At 57.0% G+C, this 18,902-nt stretch carries 19 protein-coding genes, 1 pseudogene and 1 riboswitch; of the genes and pseudogenes, 12 read left to right on the top strand and 8 right to left on the bottom strand.

What is annotated here, in order from left to right; genetic code table 11:
* Window positions 1-168 precede the first annotated feature (168 nt).
* Window positions 169-549: a winged helix-turn-helix transcriptional regulator gene (locus ABIB18_RS14015; RefSeq protein WP_354474500.1), complete on the bottom strand. Its 381-nt coding sequence runs from the start codon at window positions 547-549 to the stop codon at window positions 169-171.
* Window positions 550-648: 99 nt separating this feature from the next.
* On the opposite strand from ABIB18_RS14015, the gene ABIB18_RS14010 reads away from it, so the two are divergent.
* Window positions 649-1,380, top strand: coding sequence for an SDR family NAD(P)-dependent oxidoreductase (locus tag ABIB18_RS14010; RefSeq protein ID WP_069729129.1), 732 nt, complete (start codon window positions 649-651; stop codon window positions 1,378-1,380).
* A 103-nt stretch (window positions 1,381-1,483) separates the two neighbouring features.
* Here the strand turns inward: ABIB18_RS14010 and ABIB18_RS14005 are convergent, their stop codons facing one another.
* The 3 genes from ABIB18_RS14005 to ABIB18_RS13995 all read right to left on the bottom strand — a co-directional run bounded on the left by ABIB18_RS14005 (window position 1,484) and on the right by ABIB18_RS13995 (window position 4,317).
* Entirely contained in the window at window positions 1,484-2,047 is a 564-nt protein-coding gene (locus ABIB18_RS14005; RefSeq protein WP_031377583.1) for a TetR/AcrR family transcriptional regulator, read from the bottom strand.
* A 248-nt stretch (window positions 2,048-2,295) separates the two neighbouring features.
* On the bottom strand, window positions 2,296-2,997 hold the full coding sequence (locus ABIB18_RS14000; RefSeq protein ID WP_031377582.1) for a glutathione S-transferase family protein: 702 nt from the start codon (window positions 2,995-2,997) through the stop codon (window positions 2,296-2,298).
* A 423-nt stretch (window positions 2,998-3,420) separates the two neighbouring features.
* A complete protein-coding gene (locus ABIB18_RS13995) occupies window positions 3,421-4,317 on the bottom strand; it encodes a LysR family transcriptional regulator (RefSeq protein WP_354474497.1) in 897 nt (298 codons plus the stop codon).
* A 100-nt stretch (window positions 4,318-4,417) separates the two neighbouring features.
* Here ABIB18_RS13995 and ABIB18_RS13990 point away from each other — a divergent pair, with 100 nt between their 5' ends.
* On the top strand, window positions 4,418-5,248 hold the full coding sequence (locus tag ABIB18_RS13990) for an SDR family oxidoreductase (RefSeq protein ID WP_354474495.1): 831 nt from the start codon (window positions 4,418-4,420) through the stop codon (window positions 5,246-5,248).
* A gap of 145 nt (window positions 5,249-5,393) precedes the next feature.
* On the opposite strand, the gene ABIB18_RS13985 is transcribed toward ABIB18_RS13990, so the two are convergent.
* Both ABIB18_RS13985 and ABIB18_RS13980 read right to left on the bottom strand, forming a co-directional pair.
* Window positions 5,394-8,483, bottom strand: a complete 3,090-nt coding sequence (locus tag ABIB18_RS13985; RefSeq protein ID WP_354474493.1) for an efflux RND transporter permease subunit — start codon at window positions 8,481-8,483, stop codon at window positions 5,394-5,396.
* Window positions 8,480-9,589: an efflux RND transporter periplasmic adaptor subunit gene (locus ABIB18_RS13980; protein ID WP_031377580.1), complete on the bottom strand. Its 1,110-nt coding sequence runs from the start codon at window positions 9,587-9,589 to the stop codon at window positions 8,480-8,482. The genes ABIB18_RS13985 and ABIB18_RS13980 overlap by 4 nt, the downstream gene beginning before the upstream one ends.
* A gap of 248 nt (window positions 9,590-9,837) precedes the next feature.
* Between ABIB18_RS13980 and ABIB18_RS13975 the strand changes: the two genes are divergently transcribed.
* From ABIB18_RS13975 to ABIB18_RS13925, 10 genes are all read left to right on the top strand, one after another.
* Entirely contained in the window at window positions 9,838-10,050 is a 213-nt protein-coding gene (locus ABIB18_RS13975; protein ID WP_354474491.1) for a hypothetical protein, read from the top strand.
* A gap of 271 nt (window positions 10,051-10,321) precedes the next feature.
* Window positions 10,322-11,509, top strand: coding sequence for a M20 metallopeptidase family protein (locus ABIB18_RS13970; protein ID WP_031377578.1), 1,188 nt, complete (start codon window positions 10,322-10,324; stop codon window positions 11,507-11,509).
* 18 nt (window positions 11,510-11,527) lie between these two features.
* Window positions 11,528-12,376 carry an ABC transporter substrate-binding protein gene (locus ABIB18_RS13965; RefSeq protein WP_354474489.1) on the top strand — a complete coding sequence of 283 codons (849 nt, stop codon included), beginning with the start codon at window positions 11,528-11,530 and terminating at the stop codon, window positions 12,374-12,376.
* A gap of 6 nt (window positions 12,377-12,382) precedes the next feature.
* Window positions 12,383-13,108 carry an ABC transporter permease gene (locus tag ABIB18_RS13960; protein ID WP_354474487.1) on the top strand — a complete coding sequence of 242 codons (726 nt, stop codon included), beginning with the start codon at window positions 12,383-12,385 and terminating at the stop codon, window positions 13,106-13,108.
* Window positions 13,109-13,117: 9 nt separating this feature from the next.
* Window positions 13,118-13,804, top strand: a complete 687-nt coding sequence (locus ABIB18_RS13955; RefSeq protein WP_354474485.1) for an ABC transporter permease — start codon at window positions 13,118-13,120, stop codon at window positions 13,802-13,804.
* Window positions 13,801-14,580: an ATP-binding cassette domain-containing protein gene (locus ABIB18_RS13950; RefSeq protein WP_031377574.1), complete on the top strand. Its 780-nt coding sequence runs from the start codon at window positions 13,801-13,803 to the stop codon at window positions 14,578-14,580. The genes ABIB18_RS13955 and ABIB18_RS13950 overlap by 4 nt, the downstream gene beginning before the upstream one ends.
* Before the next feature lie 407 nt (window positions 14,581-14,987).
* Window positions 14,988-15,107, top strand: a riboswitch (TPP riboswitch).
* A gap of 140 nt (window positions 15,108-15,247) precedes the next feature.
* Window positions 15,248-16,186 carry an FAD-dependent oxidoreductase gene (locus ABIB18_RS13940; protein ID WP_069729135.1) on the top strand — a complete coding sequence of 313 codons (939 nt, stop codon included), beginning with the start codon at window positions 15,248-15,250 and terminating at the stop codon, window positions 16,184-16,186.
* Window positions 16,176-16,373, top strand: coding sequence for a sulfur carrier protein ThiS (gene thiS, locus ABIB18_RS13935; protein WP_031377571.1), 198 nt, complete (start codon window positions 16,176-16,178; stop codon window positions 16,371-16,373). The genes ABIB18_RS13940 and thiS overlap by 11 nt, the downstream gene beginning before the upstream one ends.
* Window positions 16,374-16,375: 2 nt before the next feature.
* Window positions 16,376-17,134 (top strand): thiazole synthase, encoded by a 759-nt coding sequence (locus ABIB18_RS13930; RefSeq protein ID WP_159222923.1) that lies wholly within the window; start codon window positions 16,376-16,378, stop codon window positions 17,132-17,134.
* 9 nt (window positions 17,135-17,143) lie between these two features.
* Window positions 17,144-18,112: a ThiF family adenylyltransferase gene (locus ABIB18_RS13925; RefSeq protein WP_354474482.1), complete on the top strand. Its 969-nt coding sequence runs from the start codon at window positions 17,144-17,146 to the stop codon at window positions 18,110-18,112.
* Between the two features lie 20 nt (window positions 18,113-18,132).
* Here ABIB18_RS13925 and ABIB18_RS13920 read toward each other — a convergent pair whose 3' ends face one another.
* Both ABIB18_RS13920 and ABIB18_RS13915 read right to left on the bottom strand, forming a co-directional pair.
* Window positions 18,133-18,546 carry an ASCH domain-containing protein gene (locus ABIB18_RS13920; protein WP_354474480.1) on the bottom strand — a complete coding sequence of 138 codons (414 nt, stop codon included), beginning with the start codon at window positions 18,544-18,546 and terminating at the stop codon, window positions 18,133-18,135.
* Window positions 18,547-18,561: 15 nt separating this feature from the next.
* Window positions 18,562-18,765, bottom strand: a pseudogene (locus tag ABIB18_RS13915) (sulfate ABC transporter permease); the annotation flags it as partial.
* Window positions 18,766-18,902 lie beyond the last annotated feature (137 nt).

The raw sequence follows: 18,902 nt of genomic DNA, 5'->3' as shown, positions 1-18,902 counted from the left end.
TTTTAATGTTAACGACGGGTCTTCCCTGCGATCAATCCGCGTGTCGGTGAGTAACACTCTGCTGAGCGGCAGAGCCGCGGATAAGTTTGCTGAATAAATGTAATCATCTTTTCGCGGACAAAACAGCGTCAATCAAAGGCGACTGCTGGACCCGGATTGCAGGATGATTCAACAAACCTCTTCTGCATGCCGGGAATCATACCGCAACTGAGCCTGCTCCATTTCCGCACCATGTTTTAGCGCCCATCCATACAGCGCACTAAAAGGCTCCTGAAGCGTCTGTGCCAGTGATGTAAGACTGTACTCCACACTCACCGGCGAAGTCGGCAGTACCTTTCGATGCACCAATCCATTGCGCTCAAGCCGCTTAAGCGCATCGGACAAGGCTTTGTGCGTAATCCCATCCAGTCGGCGACGGAGTTCATTGAAGCGCACGGGTTCACTACAAAGTACGGTGAGAATTAAAATTGACCATTTATTGGTGATGTTCTCCAGTACCGGTCGGGTTTTTCCTATGTCTGTCAGGTCATTACTCTCAATTTGAGCCATAGCGATATATTCCTCGATACCTGATATAAACAAAGTGCGTAATTGTTATTAAGTATAAAAATTATATCATCTGTTTTCCATCCCGACAGGAGTGAGCAGATGCGTAGATTAGAGAATAAAGTTGCCCTGATACTCGGCGGAGCAAAAGGCATTGGTCTGGCTATCAGCCAGCGATTTGCCAGTGAAGGTGCAACGACCTGGCTGACCTCGCGCCGAAATGAGGAGTTAGCAGCAGCCAGCCACACCATAAAGGGCACCGCCAGGCCCGTTCGTGCTGATGTCAGCCAGATAAGCGAACTGACGCGGATAGTTGATGTAATCAGGGCAGAGTCTGGCCAGATAGATGTGCTGGTCATCAATGCCGGAATGGCAGAATACTCGATGATTGATGACGTCACCCCGGCACATTTTGATGCTATTTTCGGCCTGAATGTGCGCTCACCGCTTTTTGCTATGCAGGCAGCACTTCCCCTGATGAAGAAGGGCGCGAGCGTCGTTTTGATCGGGTCGATTGCCGATGTGATTGGCACGCCGGGATATGGCGTATATGGCGCCAGTAAAGCAGCACTTCGTTCTTTTGCCCGCACATGGACAAAAGAACTCTCCGCCCGTGGCATTCGAATAAATGTTGTCGCCCCTGGCCCCATCGATACGGAAATGATGCTTGCGGCCTCTGAAGAGCTACGTAATGGGATAATCAGCACCATTCCGTTATCAAGAATGGGCAGGCCTGAAGAAGTTGCCAGTGCTGCACTATTCCTCGCAAGCGATGAAAGCAGTTATATAGCCGGAGCAGAAATCTGTGTGGATGGTGGGATGACACAAGTATGATCAATGATGTTCAGTTTTACTAACACCAGAGAAAGGCTGAATGAGAGACGAACCGGGCTATTACCCGGTTTTATCTTTCGCCAAAGCGGGTCGCTGTCAGTGGCTATGCAGGCAGAGGTCCTGATGCGCGGTATGAATCGACCAGGGCATCGAAAAGCGAGATATCCGAGCGACTTCTGGCAAAAAGCTGGGCACCCACAATAGCGGCGAAAATTGCACGTGCTCTGGATTCACTCTCACTTGATTCGCACACCTTCGCAGCCACCAGAAGCTTACTGAGCCACGCAATGTTTACTTCAGCAAATTTCTGGATTTCATTGGTCATTTCAACCGGCAAAGTATCTGTTTCAGCGCCCATGAAACTGCCCAGGCAGAGACGATTGTCGGCCTCAAGCGATCTGCGGAAGATTTCAGGAAAGCGACGCAGCGCGTCAATCGGAGATGGGCTTTCTGATTCGATCATCTCGAGTGCGAGCGCACCGTCCTCCCAATAGCGTCTGGCAACGGCAATACCCAGATCGGCTTTGCTGGGAAAATGGTAGTAAATACTCGCCGCTTTGATACCAACAGCTTCCGCGAGGTCGCGGAAATTCAAACCATTGTAGCCCTGCGATTGGGCAATTTTTTTGGCCGCCAACAAAATGGCTTCCTTAGAATTGACGCTCATCTTTGTGCCTTTCGTCCAGGGACGATCTGTTCAATAAAGAAGGCTATTTTACAGCAAATACCTACCGTGTGACAGGTAGATTATCAGGCAGAGCACGGCGTTCAATGCGACCAGAGTGCTCAGGCAGAAGCCGTTCCATCATGATTCAGAAAGCGGCATCGCCAGCCGATTCTAGCGGGACCACTACGGTCACCGGGAAAGTTAAAGGATGGCGATCCCGGCGTACCGGCGTTTTCATTGAGAAGCTATTACCGGGCTGGCGAATCCAGCTCAGGAATGCCGCTGCTGCGATCGGCGTAGGCTGCCTGGAAAGCAGGACGTTTTGTCCAGCGCTGCCAGTACGCATCCAGGAACTCAAAACGCTCGTCCAGTGGCGTGGCATTGACCGGGAATTTCGAGAAGGCGATGGCGGTTGCCAGCGTAATGTCCGAGAAGGTCGGGGCATCGCCGCCGAGCAGCCATTCGCGGCCGTCTGACAGATGACGATTGACCAGGGCGGCGTGAGCCAGCGCTTCCTTACGGCAGTGTTCGCCCCAGGCCTCATTTTTGGTCAGTTCCAGCTTGAAGCCGAGTCCGGTGTGCAGCACATGGAACGCGGTTACGATACGGTACAGGATGTGCACCCAAATCCGGTTATCCCACATGTTATCCAGACCCTGTTCCAGTGCGGTCTCTCCCATGATCTTGCGACCGGGATACGCCTGATCAAGATAACGAACGATGGCTGCCGTTTCGGAGATGTAGCTACCGTCAGCCAGTTGCAGAGTAGGCGTTTCGCCCCACGGATTCATATTCAAATGACGCCAGCCACGCTGTTCTCCGACAGGAGACATGTCATAGATGGTCTCGGCAAAATGGTCAGCGATGCCTTTTTCGTGCATGAACAGACGCAGACGCTGTGGATTCGGAAAGGCTGAAGGCGAAGTGAAAAGCTGAAGTTTAGTTGTCATGGTCATGATCCTTAAAGTTGGGGGCTGAGTTATCTAACTAACGTTAGGTAGATAAACCTTAGCGGGTGATTCGATAGGCGTCAACACCTATCTAACACTTGTTAGGTAAATATTTTTTGTGCCGTCCCGGTTGATACGCTATTTCAGCGTCTGCCTGGCTGAAGGCAGGGGCAGAATGACGCCAGACGGTCGAACGAAGATGAATGACGGGTAAGGTCGAATGCAAACGGGTAGTCAGATAGGTGGCATGACGTGAAGTTAACGCGATAGCTGATACTGACTATGCGATGCCGCAGAGGTATCGGAGTGGGTGAGGTAGCGTCGGTTTAAAGCGGACGATGGGTCTGAACCGCTCGGTGTTTGCTTACCGTTAATCCGTAACCCGTTTTGACGGGTACGCTGGCCGAATCAGCTGAGTTAATTTCAGGCACGCATCGCTGCTTTTACCGTGTCAACGAACAGTCGCAATGCGACAGGCATGTGGCGATTTTGCGGAAAGTAGAGTGCGATACCCTGAGACGCAATCGTCCACTCTTCCAGTAACGTAACCAGCCGCTTAGTGTCAAGACCCTGCCGGGCGTAGGGCTCTGGCACATAGGCCACACCTAACCCTGCGACAGCGGCTTCCACCATTAAAGCGCTGCTGTCGAGGGTCAGGCTGCCCGGCACATCCAGCGCAAACTGTTGCTCATGCTGCTGATATTCCCAGTGATAACGTTTGCCGCCAGGCAGACGCTGGCGCAGACAGGTATGTTGCATAATGTCCTGCGGGTGGCGAATGTCAGGTCGTCCTGCCAGGTAACCGGGCGATGCTACGGTAACGAAACGCAGCGGCCCGCTCAGAGGAATGGCAACCATGTCTTTAGGCACATCTTCAATCAGCCGGATGCCCGCATCAAATCCTTGCGCCACGATATCCACCAGTTGACCTTGTGCAACTAAATCAATTTCGATTCCCGGCTTTTGCTGGATAAATGCTGGCAATACCGATTCCAGCAGAAGGCTGATTGCCGCATCGCTGGCGCTGATGCGCAACGTGCCGTAAGGCTGCTGACCGCTGGCGGTGACGTCATTCAGCAGTTCATCCATTTCCGCCAGTAACGGTGCCAGACGCGCAATCAGCATTTCACCCGCTTCGGTCAGCGCAACGCTACGTGTTGTGCGATGGAACAACTGCACGCCAAGTGTTGCCTCCAGCCCTTTAATGATATGGCTGAGCGTTGAACGTTTAAGTCCGAGCACGTCAGCAGCGCGACTAAAGCTGCGCTGCGCGGCAATGACTTTCACCGCCTGCAGTTCGTTCCAGGAAGGACGCTTCATTGTTGGATATTTCCCACCACCCCATTCTGATTTGCGGAGATTATGCCACCAATAAACCGGTTTATGCTGTTATCCGGCTTACTAAACGGAGATGACCATAATGAAAACCTGGCTAATAACCGGCGCATCCAGCGGCCTGGGTCGCCTGATGTGTCAAAGCCTGCTGGACCGTGGCGATCGGGTGGTGGCAAGCGTCCGGCGTGAAGCAGCATTAGAAGATATGCGCGTGCAATACGGCGATAATTTGCAGGTGATGGTGCTGGATATCAGCAATACAGCAGCGATTAAGCCCGCGGTTGACGCTGCGTTCGCCTGGGCGGGGCAGATTGATATTGTGGTAAGCAACGCGGCGTACGGCCTGTTTGGCGCAGCCGAAGAGCTGAGCGATAAGCAAATTGAGCGCCAGATTGCCACCAATCTCATGGGTTCGATTCAGCTTATCCGCGCGGCGATTCCATTTTTGCGGCAGCAGGGCGGCGGGCGCATCGTGCAGTTGTCTTCGGAAGGCGGCCAGATCGCCTACCCTGATTTCAGTTTGTATCACGCCACTAAATGGGGAATCGAAGGTTTTGTTGAAGCGGTCCGGCAGGAAGTGGCGGCGTTCGGCATCGACTTTTTGCTGGTAGAGCCGGGGCCGACGGCAACGCAGTTCGGTGCGGGACTGGATATTGCTGATGCCCTGCCGGCTTATCGCAATACGCCGGCGGGCGAACTGCGATCGGCACTGCTATCGGGAGAGTTTGCGGTTAAAGGTGATGCTGAAAGATGCGTGACAGCAATAATAGCCGCAGCAGATGCGGCCAGCCCCCCATTACGTCTGCCGCTGGGCAGCACAGCCTATGACCATATTGAAGCCGCATTAAAAACGCGTCTGAACGCGCTGCAGACAATGAAAACTGTGGCATATGGCGCAGATCGCAGGGAAATGTAGGTAACTGAACGGGCGCAACGTCTGGCTAATGGGCGAACCTGTCACCGGGATAAAACCTCTCGGCGTAAGGTAAACCTCTTTATCCCATTCGATGGGGTAAAGGCCGTGATCGCTTATTCAGGGATCACGGCGACTTTCACAACCGTCAGGTCAGGGCTTTTTCATCAGCAGACCGCGGTTTTTCAGGGCGGATCCTGAACCAGATCGCGTACATCGCGGGCAGGAACACCAGCGTAATAACGGTGCCGCCCAACGTACCGCCAATCAGGGTATATGCCAGCGTTCCCCAGAACACCGAATGCGTCAGCGGAATAAATGCCAGAATGGCGGCCATTGCCGTCAGCAACACCGGACGGGCACGTTGTACCGTTGCCTCTACCACCGCATCAAAAGGCGCGAGTCCTTGCTGCTCATTGTGGTGAATCTGGCCTATCAGGATCAAGGTGTTACGCATCAGAATGCCCGACAGCGCAATCAGCCCGACCAGTGCATTGATGCCAAACGGCTGGTTAAACAGCAGTAACGTGGGCACGACGCCAATCAGTCCCAGTGGCGCGGTAAGAAAGACCATCACCATCGCTGACATCGACCGCACCTGCAGAATGATAATCAGCAGCGTCATGGCGATCATAATCGGGAACAGCGGTGCCATCGCTTTTGTCGCTTTACCGGATTCTTCTATCGCTCCCGCCTGCTCAATGCGGTATCCAGCCGGAAGATTGTCGATAACCGGCTGCAATTGTTTGAGCATGGCGGTGGAGACATCCGGCGGTTGCAGATGCTCAGCAATATCACCACGTACCGTAATGGTCGGAGTACGATCGCGACGACGCAGAATCGGATCTTCCATGCGGACGCTGACTTCCCCTATCTGTGACAGCGGAATACGCTGACCGGATGAGCCGACCAGGGTAAAGCCCGCTATTTTGGCCGGATCAAGCCGGATGTCGCCTGCCGCGCGTCCCATAACCTGCACTGAACGAATGTCTTCACGCACCGATGTGATCGGTACGCCTGAAAGCAGGAACTGAAGCTGCTGTGCCACCGCATTGGATGTCAGCCCCACGGCCTGCAGCCGATCCTGATTGAGCGTGAAATGCAGCGTTGGCACTCGCGGGCCCCAGTCGGTATTGACGGTTCTCATCATCGGGCTGGCCTGCATCACGGCCTCCACCTTGTCAGCAATCGCGCGCAGCGTGGTCGGGTCCGGACCCATGACGCGATAGGCCACCGGATAAGGCGAGTAAGGGCCAAACACCAGTTGTGTCACCCGGACGCGTGCCTCTGGTGCCAGCCCGTGAGCCGCCGCTTCTCGCAGCCGGAACTTCAGTGCCTCACGTGCCGCCTGACTGTCCGTCAGCACAACAATTTTGGCAAACGACGGGTCGGGGAGTTCCGGTGCCATGGCCAGATAAAAACGCGGTGACCCCTGGCCGATATAGGCGGTGACGATTTTTGCCTCTTTCTGCTGCTGAAGCCACGCTTCGACTTTTGCCGTCGTGGCGCTGGTCTCCTCAATCGAGGTGCCATAAGGCATCTGGACTTCTACCAGCACTTCCGGGCGGTCAGAGGTAGGAAAAAATTGTTTTTTAACCAGTCCCATCCCGAGAACAGCGGCCGTAAAAATGGCAATAACCGATCCGGCTACCCACCATTTTCTCGCGATGACGCGGGACAGAACGCGCCGGAAGCGATTGTAATGACGGGTGTTGTAAATGGCAGCATGTCCTCCCGCCACGGTTTTGATTTCCGGCAGCATTTTCACGCCCAGGTAAGGCGTAAAGACCACCGCGACCACCCATGAGGCGATCAGGGCGATGCCCACTATCCAGAACATGTTGCTGGTATATTCGCCGGCGGTGGACTGTGCAAACCCGTTGGGCATGAAGCCAACGGCCGTAACCAGCGTACCCGCCAGCATCGGCGCAGCCGTGTGGCTCCAGGCATAGGCGGACGCTTTGATACGGTCGTAGCCTTCCTCCATTTTCACCACCATCATTTCTATGGCGATAATGGCGTCATCCACCAGCAAACCCAGCGCCAGGATCAGAGAACCCAGCGTGATACGGTCAAAGTTCTTACCGGAAGCCTCCATCACCACAAAAACGACAGCCAGCGTCAGTGGCACGGCGGCGGCAACGACGACGCCGACCCGCCAGCCCATACTGATGAAGCAGACCACCATCACCACCAGCAGCGCGACAAAGAATTTGACCATGAACTCATCAACGGCGGAACTGATGTTCACGGACTGATCGGTGACTTTGGTCAGCGTCATGCCCAGTGGCATACCCTGATTGATTCTGGCCGTTTCCGCATCCAGCGCCTTACCCAGATCCAGCCCGTTCCAGCCCTCACGCATGATGACGCCCAGCAAAAGGGCCGGTTCTCCCTGATTACGTACCATAAAGGTCGCTGGATCTTCATAGCCTCTTTCAACCGTTGCCACGTCCGAAAGCCGCAACGTTCTGCCCTGGACCACAACAGGCGTTTGGCGGATTTTCTCCAGTTTGTCGAAGGCGCCATCCAGACGAACGAACACCTGAGGTCCGTGAGTATCAATCGAACCGGCAGGGGTCAGAACGTTCTGGCTGTTTAGTGCGGAGAAGATATCCTGCGGAGAGATACCGAGCGTGGCCAGCCGGTCATGTGAGAAGGAGACAAAAATCCGCTCACTCTGCTCACCGATAATGTTGACCTTTTTCACGCCGGGCACGTGCAAAAGCTGCTGGCGCAACGACTCTGCATCGCGCGCCAGCACGCGCTGTGGTTCTCCCTTCGCCTTAAGCGCAAACAGGGCAAAAGTCACATCAGAGAACTCGTCATTTATCATCGGCCCGATCACGCCCGCCGGCAGATTTTTGGCTTCATCACCCAGCTTTTTACGCGCCTGGTAGAATTCCTCCTGTACTTCTGCAGGCGGCGTGCTGTCCTGCAGTGACAGCATGGTAAAAGCCAGGCCGGGACGGGTATAAGTCTCACTGCGGTCATACCACTTAAGCTCCTGCAGCCGCTTCTCAAGCGGCTCGGCAACCTGATCCTGCATCTCGCGGGCGGTTGCACCCGGCCAGGCAGAGATAATGGTCATCTGCTTGACGGTAAAAGGCGGGTCTTCAGCCCGGCCAAGTTCGAAGAAAGAGAGAATACCGGCGACGGTAATCAGAATGATCAGGAACAGGGTGATTGAGCGCTCGCGGACCGCCAGTGCTGAAAGGTTGAAGCGGCCGCTGCTCATGGCTGGCTCCCGGCAGCACTGACGCTGCTCTGAGGGGCGATCCGTACCGCTTCACCGTCATGCAGCAGATGCGCACCCAGCGCCACCACCTGATCGCCCGGCTTGATCCCACCGGTTACGCTGGCGGCATCGTCCCCCAGCCCGACCACCTGGACGGATCGCCAGGTGACGTTGGCCGGCTTGCCTGAAATAACCCAGACGCCAGCCCCTTTGCCGGGATCATAAATCGCCGCTAACGGCACCTGCAGGCGCTGACCGGGTGTTTTATCTTCTGCTATATGCAGCGTAACGGTGGCACCGAGCGGTGCGCTGGCCAGTGCGCCTTCAAGCACATATCTGGCTTCGAAAGTGCGTGTCACCGGATCGGCGGCATCGGAGAGGAGACGCAGCCTGGCGGTAACAGACTGTTTTGCGCTACCGTACAGTTTAGCCTGCGCCTCGCTGCCGATTGCCGGCCGCAGCGTCTCAGGCAGCTGCACGACGGCTTCACGCTGTCCCGCTCTGGCCAGCCTGATGACTGGCTGGCCTGCCGCAACCACCTGGCCGGGTTCGGCCAGCGTTTCCATCACCACACCGTCGGCATCCGCCAGCAGCACGGCATATCCGGTCGCATTCCGGGCGAGATTGGCCTGTGCCTGTGCCGCGCTGAGTTCGGCTCTGGCCGAATCCGCGGCGGCCTTTATCTGGTCGTAGGCTGACGCAGAAACAGCTCCTGTAGCGACCAGTCCCCGATAACGAGCCTCATCAGCTGTAGCCTGTCGGGCACGCGCCCGCGCAGCGGTAACAGCCTGCGTCTGCGCCTGTGCCTGGAGGCTCAGGTCAACCGGATCCAGACGCATTAATGGCTGACCCCGCTTAACGGTCTGGCCGGTATCGACCAGACGCTCAAGAATTTTGCCCTCTACCCGGAAGCCGAGGTCGCTTTGTGTGCGTGCAACAACAACGCCAGTGAAGGCGCGCGAGGTATCGGCAGCACTCACTACGGTGGCCGCTCTGACCAGAGGAGGCTGAGTCCGCGGATCGTCGGTGCCGGACGGGTCGCCGCAGGCTGCTAGGGCCAGCGGCAACAGGCAGACAGCAAGGGCGGCAGGTTTGAACCTGAGCATAGGTTACCTTATTCATTCATCAGCAGAGTAACCGCATTCTCAGACCAGTGACTAATAATGTCAATAGTCACAATCTCAGGGCAAACCGTGTTTCTGCATCAGGATGATTACCGCACTGCTGAACCATTCGTGAAGTAAAGCGTCGCGTATCAGGTCATTGCTGCAACCGCATCCCAACGTAGCGAGATTGACAATTAGTGACCATTTAATAATCTGGTCACAATTCAGCATCGACTCAGGGGCTCTCCATGTTCGCCTCACCAACCCTCGCACTGATGGTCAGCGCCAGCCTGCTGGCCGGTTGCGCTGTCAGGGCCGATCGGGATTCGATAGCGGATAGGGTGACACCACTTCGTACAGTGGCTAAGCAGGTCAGCGCTGAAGCTCTGCTCAACTGCGGGGTTTTATTACTGATGAACAGCCGGGAAATGAGCGGAAATAGTAATGACTCTTTAATTTAGCTGAATCACTAAGCGACTTTCTGCTGCCGATAAGTAGTGAAAGTAATTTCATCTGGCGGATTATTAATATTATTGCTGATCCGCCCGCTTCTCATTCAATCTTCCTATGGTTATTCCTATCTCATTGATTTTAAACCAGCTGCGGCCGGCTTTTGCGCGTTGCTTTCTGCGCCGTGCTGTGAATAAATAAACGGTCGCAAATACCAGAAATCATGATCACATAAAAAAAGAGTCTGCATTACGATGCCGACCCAATATTGCCGGGGCTGCTATGAATCAGGATAAAGCACTGCTGGCCAGGGAAATAAAAGCCAGAACAGAACAACTGGAATCCCATTTAGTGGCGATTCGACGTGATATTCATGCCCACCCGGAATTAGGTTTCGATACGCTGCGTACCGCCAGCCTGGTGACGCAACAGTTGCAGGCGCTGGGGCTGACGCCAAAAACCGGTATCGGCCGCAGCGGCGTGATGGTGGATATCCAGGGCGCAGAGCCGGGTAAAACCCTGCTGCTGCGCGCTGATATGGATGCTTTACCGATCCATGAACAGACCGGACTGCCTTTTGCCAGCGTCTGGCCCGGTAAAATGCACGCCTGCGGACACGATATCCACACGGCCACCCTGCTTGGCGTGGCGGCGATCCTGCCACATTATCGTCAGCAGCTGAAAGGGACGGTGCGGTTGATTTTCCAGCCGGCCGAAGAGACGCCTGACAGCGGCGCGCAGGCGATGATCGCCGATGGTGCGGCAGAGGGCATCGACTGGGCAATCACCCTGCACAACAAGCCGGAACTGGCGGCCGGAGAAGTGGCGCTGACCCGTGGCGCCAGCACCGCCTCCAGTGACGAATTCGACGTGACGGTGCATGGCGTATCGACCCACGCCGCCCGTCCGCACATGGGCAGCGATCCGATTATCGCTACCGTGCATCTCATCAGTCAGCTACAAACCATCATTTCGCGTGAACGCGATCCGGCCCACTCCGCGGTGTTGACCATCGGTCATATTCAGGGCGGCACTACCCACAACATTATCCCCGACAGCTGCCTGTTTCAGGGCACCATCCGCACGAAATCGCCGGCGGTGCGTGCCGACATGGAAGCCGCGTTTAAGCGGATGTGCGAGGGCGTGGCGCTGGCCCAGAACGTGCGTGTGGAGGTCAATTTCCAGCGTGGCGTCCCGCCGTTGATGAATGACGATCGCCTGATTGATGCGCTGGAACCGATCCTGTCGCACCAGTTTGATAAGCCGATTATCGCGCAGCCCAGCGACAGTTTTGGCGCTGAAGATTTCTCGCTGTTTACCGAACGGGCTCCGGGTTGTCAGATCCACATTGGTTCTGCCACGCCGGGCCGTGACGATCACCTGCATAACTCCGACTATCAACCGGATGAACGCAGCATTGCCGCCGGGACGCAGGCGCTGAGCCGCCTTGCCATTGAGCTGCTCTCTTAATAATAAAATGAGGTTTCTATGATGATGCACAACCGTCTGTTTGCGGCTTCCCTGACCGTGGCGCTGCTGGCAACCTCCGTGGTCAGCCAGGCAAAAGATTTTGGCACCCTGAAATTCGCTACCGAGGCGGCTTATCCACCGTTTAACCAGACCACGCCGAGCGGCAAAATTGTCGGTTACGAGCCTGATATGGTGGCGGAGCTGGCTAAGCGCGCCGGTTTTAAATATGAAATCATCGCCCAGAAATGGTCAGGTATGATCCCGGGCCTGATTGACGGTAAATATGATGCGGTGATTGATGCGGTCACCGTCACGCCTAAGCGCGCCGAAGCGATCGACTTTACCCATCAGTACACCGTCAGCGTCTCCAGTTTTGTCACCTCTAAAACCTCGCCGCTGGCAACGCTGCCAGGCAGCGGCACGGTGGTTACCGCGGATGATGAAGCAGGCATGAAAAAAGCGATTGAGGATCTGAAAACCAGCTTTAAAGGTAAAACCATCGCGGTGCAGGTCGCCACCATTCAGGCCGATTTCCTGCAAAAATACCTTGGCGATGTGGCCACCATCCGCACCTATCAGGCTGGTCCGGAAACCTTCGCTGACCTGATGAATGGTCGGGTCGACGCGGTGATGGCCTCCCGAACTAACCTTAACGCCTTTGTGAAAAAACACGCTGAGGCGATCAGCAGCAGCGGCTACGGCTTCTCCGGCGGCGTACTGGGGGCGGGATCGGCTATTGGTCTGCGCAAAGGCAACAGTGAGCTGCAGCAGGCGCTGAATCAGGCGCTGGACTCAATGATCAAAGACGGCACGCTGAGCAAACTGTCAATTAAGTGGTTCGGCGAAGACGTCGCGCCCAAAGCGTAATCGCTGATGTTGATGAATATCGACTGGCAGATACTGGGCTTTGGCGACGAAGGATGGGGCGGGGTACTACTGAGCGCCGCTGCCGTCACCGTCACGGTATCACTCTGTGCCTGGTTGCTGGGCGCGGTGCTCGGCAGCGTGCTGTGCTGGATGCAGATTGCCGGCTCGCGCTGGCAACAGCGGCTGGCGGCCAGCTACATCACCCTGTTTCGCGGCGTGCCTGAGCTGCTGGTAATCTACCTGTTCTATTTCGGTGGGCGACAGGTGGTCTCGACCGTCGGCATCGCGCTGGGTTTGCAGGGCCCGTTTGATGTGAACGGCTTTGTGGCCGGCGCGATTGCCATCGGGCTGATTTCCGGTGCCTATCAGAGCGGCGTGTTTCGCGGCGCGTTCTACGCCATCCCGAAGGGCACGCTGGAAGCGGCGACGGTCACCGGTATGGGGCGCTTAATGATGTTCCGCCGCATTATTGTGCCGCAGGCATTGCGCACCGCGCTGCCGGGAATGGGCAATCAGTGGCAATCGGTGATCAAAGAGTCGGCGCTGGTGTCGGTCACCGGACTGGTAGAAACCATGAATCAGGTATCAACTGCGGCTAACTCCACTCAGATGTCGTTTTTCTTCTACAGCGTCGGCGCGGTGATCTACCTGATCATCACCACCTGTTCTGACATGGTTTTCCGCTACGTGGAAAAATTTGCGATGCGCGGTCAACAACGCGTGAAGGAGTAAGGAGTCCACGTGGATATCACTTTTTTACAGCAAACCTTGCTGGCGCTGCTGAAAGGGTTGCCGCTGACGGTTAACCTCGCGCTGTTATCGCTGCTGGGCGGTGGCCTGCTGGCGCTGCTGCTCAATCTGCTGCGCATGACGCGGGTCGGCAGGCTGTTCTGTCGTTTCTATGTCTGGCTGTTTCGCGGTACGCCGCTGTTAATCCAGATTTTCATGGTCTATTACGGACTCGGCAGCTTACCGGCAGTGCGCGAAAGCCTGTTCTGGCCGCTGCTACGCGATCCCTACTGGTGCGGCTTGCTGGCGCTGATCCTCAACGATGCCGCCTACACCTCTGAGATTCTGCGGGGCGGGCTGCGCGCCGTCAGTACGCAATCGCTGGAGGCGGCAAAAGTTTCCGGTATGGCATCACACAAAATCTTCACCCGCATTACCTTACCGATCGCCATTCGCCAGGCGTTACCGGCCTACAGCAACGAAATTATCTCGATGATTAAAGCCACCTCACTGGTCAGCACCATCAGCCTGATGGAGATGACCGGGATTGCCGATTCGATAGTCTCGTCGACTTTTCGGGCGCTGGAGGTGTTCCTCAGTGCCGCGGTGATTTACCTGATACTGACCATGCTGGTCAGCAAAGGCGTGTCGATGCTGGAACGTCGACTCTCACCTTACTACTTTGGAGCGCGCTCATGACGGCACCGACAATCATGCTGAGTCATCTCAGAAAGAGTTATGCGGGACATGAAGTGCTGCATGACATCAGCCTGACGGCGCAGGATGGCGATGTGATTTCGCTAATTGGCGCCAGCGGCTCCGGCAAAAGCACCCTGTTGCGCTGTATACCGTTCCTTGAAGTGCCGCAGGCGGGGGAAATTGCGGTCGGCGAGGTATCGGTTACGCTGGATAACGCCGACGAAAAACTGAACCGCGAGCAGCGTCGCCGTATCAAACTGATGCGGATGCAGCTCGGCTTTGTGTTCCAGAGTTTCAACCTGTGGCCGCACAAGACGGTGATGCAGAACATCATTGAAGCACCGATTCACGTGCAGAAACGCAGTCACAAAGAGGCGCTGGAAGAGGCTGAAGCGTTGCTGCATAAGGTGGGGTTGTATGCAAAGCGCGATGCCTGGCCATCGCAACTTTCCGGCGGTCAGCAGCAACGCGTGGCGATTGCCCGGGCGCTGGCGCAGCAGCCGAAAGCGATTCTGTTTGATGAGCCGACTTCCGCGCTCGATCCCGAACTGGTGGGGGAAGTGCTGCGGGTGATCCGTAGCCTGGCGGAAGAGGGACGTACCATGATCATCGTGACCCATGAGATGGGCTTTGCGCGGGAAGTCTCCAACAAAGCGATTTTCCTGCATCAGGGCATGATTGAAGAGTCCGGCGCGCCGGAACAGGTATTCCTCGATCCCATCTCGCCGCGCTGTCGCGCCTTTGTGAACAGCCACTTTGAGCGTAATGCGGGTTAAGCCTGTGGGCCGCTGAAAGGAGCAGACATTGCGTCATACCACTTTCAGCGGCCGCTCTGCGTTCCTGCCGGCCATGACACACCGCACTGGACGCCACCGTTTCAGCTATTGATACTACCTTTCGGACCGCTCATCATTGGGCTGGTCACGCAATTTTGTTGCCTGAAGGAAAACACTCTCTTGTTTCCCGTTGAGAAACAGGCGTGATTAAGAGCCGGAAGCATAAGGGATTGCAAAGGCTATACGAAAAAGGTGACACCAGCGGTCTGCAGGCAAAGGATATTGATCGGATCAGGCTGCGGCTGAGGGTGCTGGATAATGCCATGACAATTAATGAATTCAGCCATTTTCAGGACGGTTGATCATCGCCTCTTCACTTGACGAACCTGCCCGCTTAACTTAAAACTAGAACCCGTCAGGGGAGTCTCGCCAGAGAGACTGAGAGGCTAATAGCGCACTGCGCGGCTTAGCGACCCTTCGAACCTGACCCAGTTGATACTGGCGTAGGAAGACGGGCATCCGCTCTCTGCAGATGCTTGCCGCAAGGGCATCGCCATTCATGCTCTCGCCTTTTTCCCTTCTGGTATCCCGGGTCTTCGCGTAGTTACGACGAGGCCACTATGAACCATCCTATCCTGAATGACGCGACGCCCGCCCGGTGGGCAACATGAGCCGCTGGTCGGTACTCGGCAGCGGCGTGGCCGGGCTGTGTGTCGCCACGCTACTGGCAGAGCGGGGCGAAAAGGTTGAAGTGATTACCCGGTCCGACGTCCGTGCAGCCTCCCACTGGGCGGGCGGCATGCTGGCACCCTGGTGTGAAGCGGAAAGTGCGCCGCCGCAGGTGATTGAATGGGGCCAGCATTCGGCGGCCTGGTGGGCGAAACGCATTGAAGGCGTGACGCAGCACGGGACGCTGGTGGTGGCACCGCCGCGCGACAGTCGCGAGCTGACCCGCTTCGCCAGTCTGACCCATAATCATCAGTGGGTGGTTCCGGGCGAGGTCGAACCGGCGCTGGAAAATCGCTTTGCCCGTGGCCTGTTTTTTGCCGCCGAAGCCCACCTTGATCCGCGCCAGGCGCTGCGGCAACTGGCGCAACGTTTGCGCCAGGCAGATGTGCCGTTTCATCCCGGCGCACCCGGAGGTCAGATTATTGACTGCCGCGGCATCCACGCCGTCGCGGCACAACCGGCGCTGCGTGCGGTGCGCGGCGAAATGCTGATCCTGCACGCGCCTGAACTGCATCTCTCCCGACCCGTCCGCCTGCTCCATCCGCGTTTTCCCTGTTATCTGGTACCGCGTGCCGACGGTATTTTCATGCTGGGCGCCACCATGGTTGAGAGCCACGACAGCAGCCCGATCAGCGCACGCGCAATGATGGAACTGCTCAGCGCCGCCTGGTCCCTGCATCCGGCGCTGGCCGAGGCGCGCGTGCTGGAGAGCGGCACCGGGCTGCGACCGGCTTACCGCCATAATCTGCCGGAAGTGCGCTACGAAAACGGGGTCTTCTCGCTCAACGGACTCTATCGCCACGGTTTCCTGCTGGCACCGCTGATGGCGGAACAATTAATGCAGCAACTGACTCAGGAGGTGATTCATGCGGATTGAACTGAATGGACGTGTCATTGATACCACGGCGCGCACGCTGGACGAACTGTTGCAGGAGCAGCAGATCGATCCCGCCACGGTCGCGACGGCGCTCAACGGTGAATTTGTACCGCGCGCCCGCTATGCCAGCCAGTCGCTTGCGGCGGGTAACCAGATTGAAGTGCTGTCACCGATGCAGGGAGGATAACCATGTTTTATCAACACACCCCATCATCACGATTTTTGCTGGGCACGGCAGGCTATCCGTCGCCCGCGATCCTGCAACAGGCGATTGAGACCTCAGGCGCAGAGATTATTACGGTCAGTCTGCGGCGCGAGGGCAGCGCGGGCGGCGCTTTCCGTGAGCTGTTGCAACAGCTCAGCACCCGCATTCTGCCTAATACCGCCGGTTGCCACACCGTGAAAGAGGCAGTAACCACCGCGCAGATGGCCCGCGAACTGTTCGGCACGCCGTGGATCAAGCTGGAGGTGATTGGTCACGCCGATACCCTGCAACCCGATCCGTTCGCCCTGGTTGAGGCGGCACGTATTCTCTGCGCTGACGGTTTCCAGGTCTTTCCCTACACCACCGAAGATCTGATTGTTGGCGAAAAACTGCTTGAGGCTGGCTGCGAAGTGCTGATGCCGTGGGGCGCGCCGATTGGCTCAGGGCAGGGGCTGCGTAATATCGAGGGACTGCGCAGTATGCGGGCCTGGTTCAACGATGTGCCGCTGATTATTGATGCCGGTATCGGCGCGCCTTCGCAGGCAGCGCAGGCGATGGAGATGGGCTTCGATGGCATTCTGCTGAATACCGCCGTGGCGAAGGCGCGCGATCCGGTGCGCATGGCCGCTGCGTTCTCAGCCGCCATTGATGCCGGTCACCAGGCGTTTCAGGCGGGTCTGATGGAGCAACGTGATATGGCCGCGGCATCAACCCCGATTTTTGGGCTGGCACAGTTCAGCTAAGGAGAGGTGATGGATCGTTATCAGCGACAAACCATACTGCCGGAGATCGGTGAGGTGGGGCAGCAACGCTTACGCGCGGCGCGGGTGCTGGTGGTCGGCGCGGGGGGACTCGGTTCAACCGTGCTGCCGTTGCTGGCCGGGGCGGGCGTGGGTTTTATCCGTCTCTACGATGGCGATCGGGTTGAGCTGCATAATCTGCACCGCCAGACTTTGTTCGGCATGGCGGATATTGGTGAGGCAAAAGTTTCAGCCGCCCGGCGCGCGCTGCTTCAGCGTAATCCTGACTGCGAGGTCGACGCCCGTCCGCAGGTGCTGAGTGCCAGCCTGCTGCCGGACGCCCTCGACGCCATCGACCTGGTGATCGACGCGGCTGACAATTTCGCTATTACCTATCAGCTGTCGGACGCCTGTCTGCCGCGCGGTCTGCCGCTGGTCTGTGCGTCCGTACTGGGCCGCAAAGGCTACGTCGGCACTTTTTGCGGCGGTGCGCCAGGCTATCGCGCACTGTTTCCGCAACTGCCGACCGCGGCGGGCAATTGCAACACGGCCGGGGTGATGGGACCGGCGGTGGCCACGCTGGGCGCGTTACAGGCGCAGATGGCGCTCAGCCTGTTGCTGGAACTGACGCCGTCACCGCTTGGCTGCATGATCCACTGTGATTTCATCAACTGGCACCTGCGACAGTTTCGTTTTGATGATGCGCCGGAACCGGAAAGTGCTGGCGTGCCGTTTATCGACCCGCCGATGCTGACCGCCGATGACTGTATCGTGGAATTGCGCAGCCGGGATGAAGCGCCGGTCAGCGTGGCAGAGCAGGTGCTGCGGATCCTGCCGCAGCAGATAGCGGACTGGCAGCCGCCGGCAGATAAACGCATCGTACTGGTGTGCGCCAGCGGAATGCGCGCCGCCCAGGCGGCTGAGATCCTGACGGCGCGCGGTTGTTCACGGCTGGCGGTGATGGCGGCAAACAGCCTGTAGCGTGGGTTGGCCGGAGCGGTTCAGATCACTTCGACCAGCTGGAAGGTTTCAAACACCAGTTCCATTTCCGGATGGAAATAACCTTCGCGCTGGAAAAAGCGCTGATGCTCCTGCTGCCAGTATTCCAGGCTGAGATCGCCTTCGCCTTCCAGCATCGCCATTTCAGGCGTCACGCGGTCAAAGCGCGTCAGGAACAGCCCGGTGGTACGGATCACACATACCGGCCGCTTCTCGCCGTTGAGGATAATGCTGTAACGGCCCGGCTCAGGTTTATCCTCATCATCCTGCCAGCTGTGCAGCGAACCGCAGCTGGCTACTTTCTTACCGGCAATGACCAGCGTCGCCAGCTGGCTGGCGAGTTCCGGGGAGTCACCGAGCGATGCCGCGTTGGCATCCGGGTATTTGTCTTGCAGTTGTTCCAGCGTCATTGCCATCAGAAAATCCTCGATTCAGGGTTGCCGCTGACGGCTGTTTTGCGCCTGACGTCGGGTAAGCGCGAAGCAGGGCAGCGGGAGCGGTAAGGTAAGCAGCAGTAACCACAGCAGGACACAGACTGCATCCACGCCATCATTCTGCAAATTGTGGTACAGCTTAACCGGCATCTCCGGCGTAAAACAGGCAAAAATCATCACGATACCGAATTCGCCCGTCGCCTGGTCCTGAATCCATCATGCAGCCGATTAAGCGTGACTGGATCGCATTACTGGCCGTAACAGGCCGGCTCCGGACCGACCAATCCGGACAGATAAGATGGATGGCTGCATCGCTATATAAACAAAACCATAGCGAA

Source organism: Pantoea sp. UYEF8 (assembly GCF_040546285.1).
Lineage (GTDB): Bacteria > Pseudomonadota > Gammaproteobacteria > Enterobacterales > Enterobacteriaceae > Pantoea > Pantoea brenneri.
This window is presented reverse-complemented; position numbering and strand designations above follow the sequence as displayed.

Excerpts from the sequence above, each read along its gene's own strand:
- ABIB18_RS14005 (WP_031377583.1), bottom strand. The coding sequence starts at position 2,047 with ATGAGCGTCAATTCTAAGGAAGCCATTTTGTTGGCGGCCAAAAAAATT.
- ABIB18_RS13930 (WP_159222923.1), top strand. The coding sequence starts at position 16,376 with ATGTTTTATCAACACACCCCATCATCACGATTTTTGCTGGGCACGGCA.
- ABIB18_RS13965 (WP_354474489.1), top strand. The coding sequence starts at position 11,528 with ATGATGATGCACAACCGTCTGTTTGCGGCTTCCCTGACCGTGGCGCTG.
- ABIB18_RS13920 (WP_354474480.1), bottom strand. The coding sequence starts at position 18,546 with ATGGCAATGACGCTGGAACAACTGCAAGACAAATACCCGGATGCCAAC.
- ABIB18_RS13995 (WP_354474497.1), bottom strand. The coding sequence starts at position 4,317 with ATGAAGCGTCCTTCCTGGAACGAACTGCAGGCGGTGAAAGTCATTGCC.
- ABIB18_RS13970 (WP_031377578.1), top strand. The coding sequence starts at position 10,322 with ATGAATCAGGATAAAGCACTGCTGGCCAGGGAAATAAAAGCCAGAACA.
- ABIB18_RS13950 (WP_031377574.1), top strand. The coding sequence starts at position 13,801 with ATGACGGCACCGACAATCATGCTGAGTCATCTCAGAAAGAGTTATGCG.
- ABIB18_RS14015 (WP_354474500.1), bottom strand. The coding sequence starts at position 549 with ATGGCTCAAATTGAGAGTAATGACCTGACAGACATAGGAAAAACCCGA.
- ABIB18_RS13960 (WP_354474487.1), top strand. The coding sequence starts at position 12,383 with ATGTTGATGAATATCGACTGGCAGATACTGGGCTTTGGCGACGAAGGA.
- ABIB18_RS13980 (WP_031377580.1), bottom strand. The coding sequence starts at position 9,589 with ATGCTCAGGTTCAAACCTGCCGCCCTTGCTGTCTGCCTGTTGCCGCTG.
- ABIB18_RS13925 (WP_354474482.1), top strand. The coding sequence starts at position 17,144 with ATGGATCGTTATCAGCGACAAACCATACTGCCGGAGATCGGTGAGGTG.
- thiS (WP_031377571.1), top strand. The coding sequence starts at position 16,176 with ATGCGGATTGAACTGAATGGACGTGTCATTGATACCACGGCGCGCACG.
- ABIB18_RS13990 (WP_354474495.1), top strand. The coding sequence starts at position 4,418 with ATGAAAACCTGGCTAATAACCGGCGCATCCAGCGGCCTGGGTCGCCTG.
- ABIB18_RS13985 (WP_354474493.1), bottom strand. The coding sequence starts at position 8,483 with ATGAGCAGCGGCCGCTTCAACCTTTCAGCACTGGCGGTCCGCGAGCGC.
- ABIB18_RS13975 (WP_354474491.1), top strand. The coding sequence starts at position 9,838 with ATGTTCGCCTCACCAACCCTCGCACTGATGGTCAGCGCCAGCCTGCTG.
- ABIB18_RS14000 (WP_031377582.1), bottom strand. The coding sequence starts at position 2,997 with ATGACAACTAAACTTCAGCTTTTCACTTCGCCTTCAGCCTTTCCGAAT.
- ABIB18_RS13940 (WP_069729135.1), top strand. The coding sequence starts at position 15,248 with ATGAGCCGCTGGTCGGTACTCGGCAGCGGCGTGGCCGGGCTGTGTGTC.
- ABIB18_RS14010 (WP_069729129.1), top strand. The coding sequence starts at position 649 with ATGCGTAGATTAGAGAATAAAGTTGCCCTGATACTCGGCGGAGCAAAA.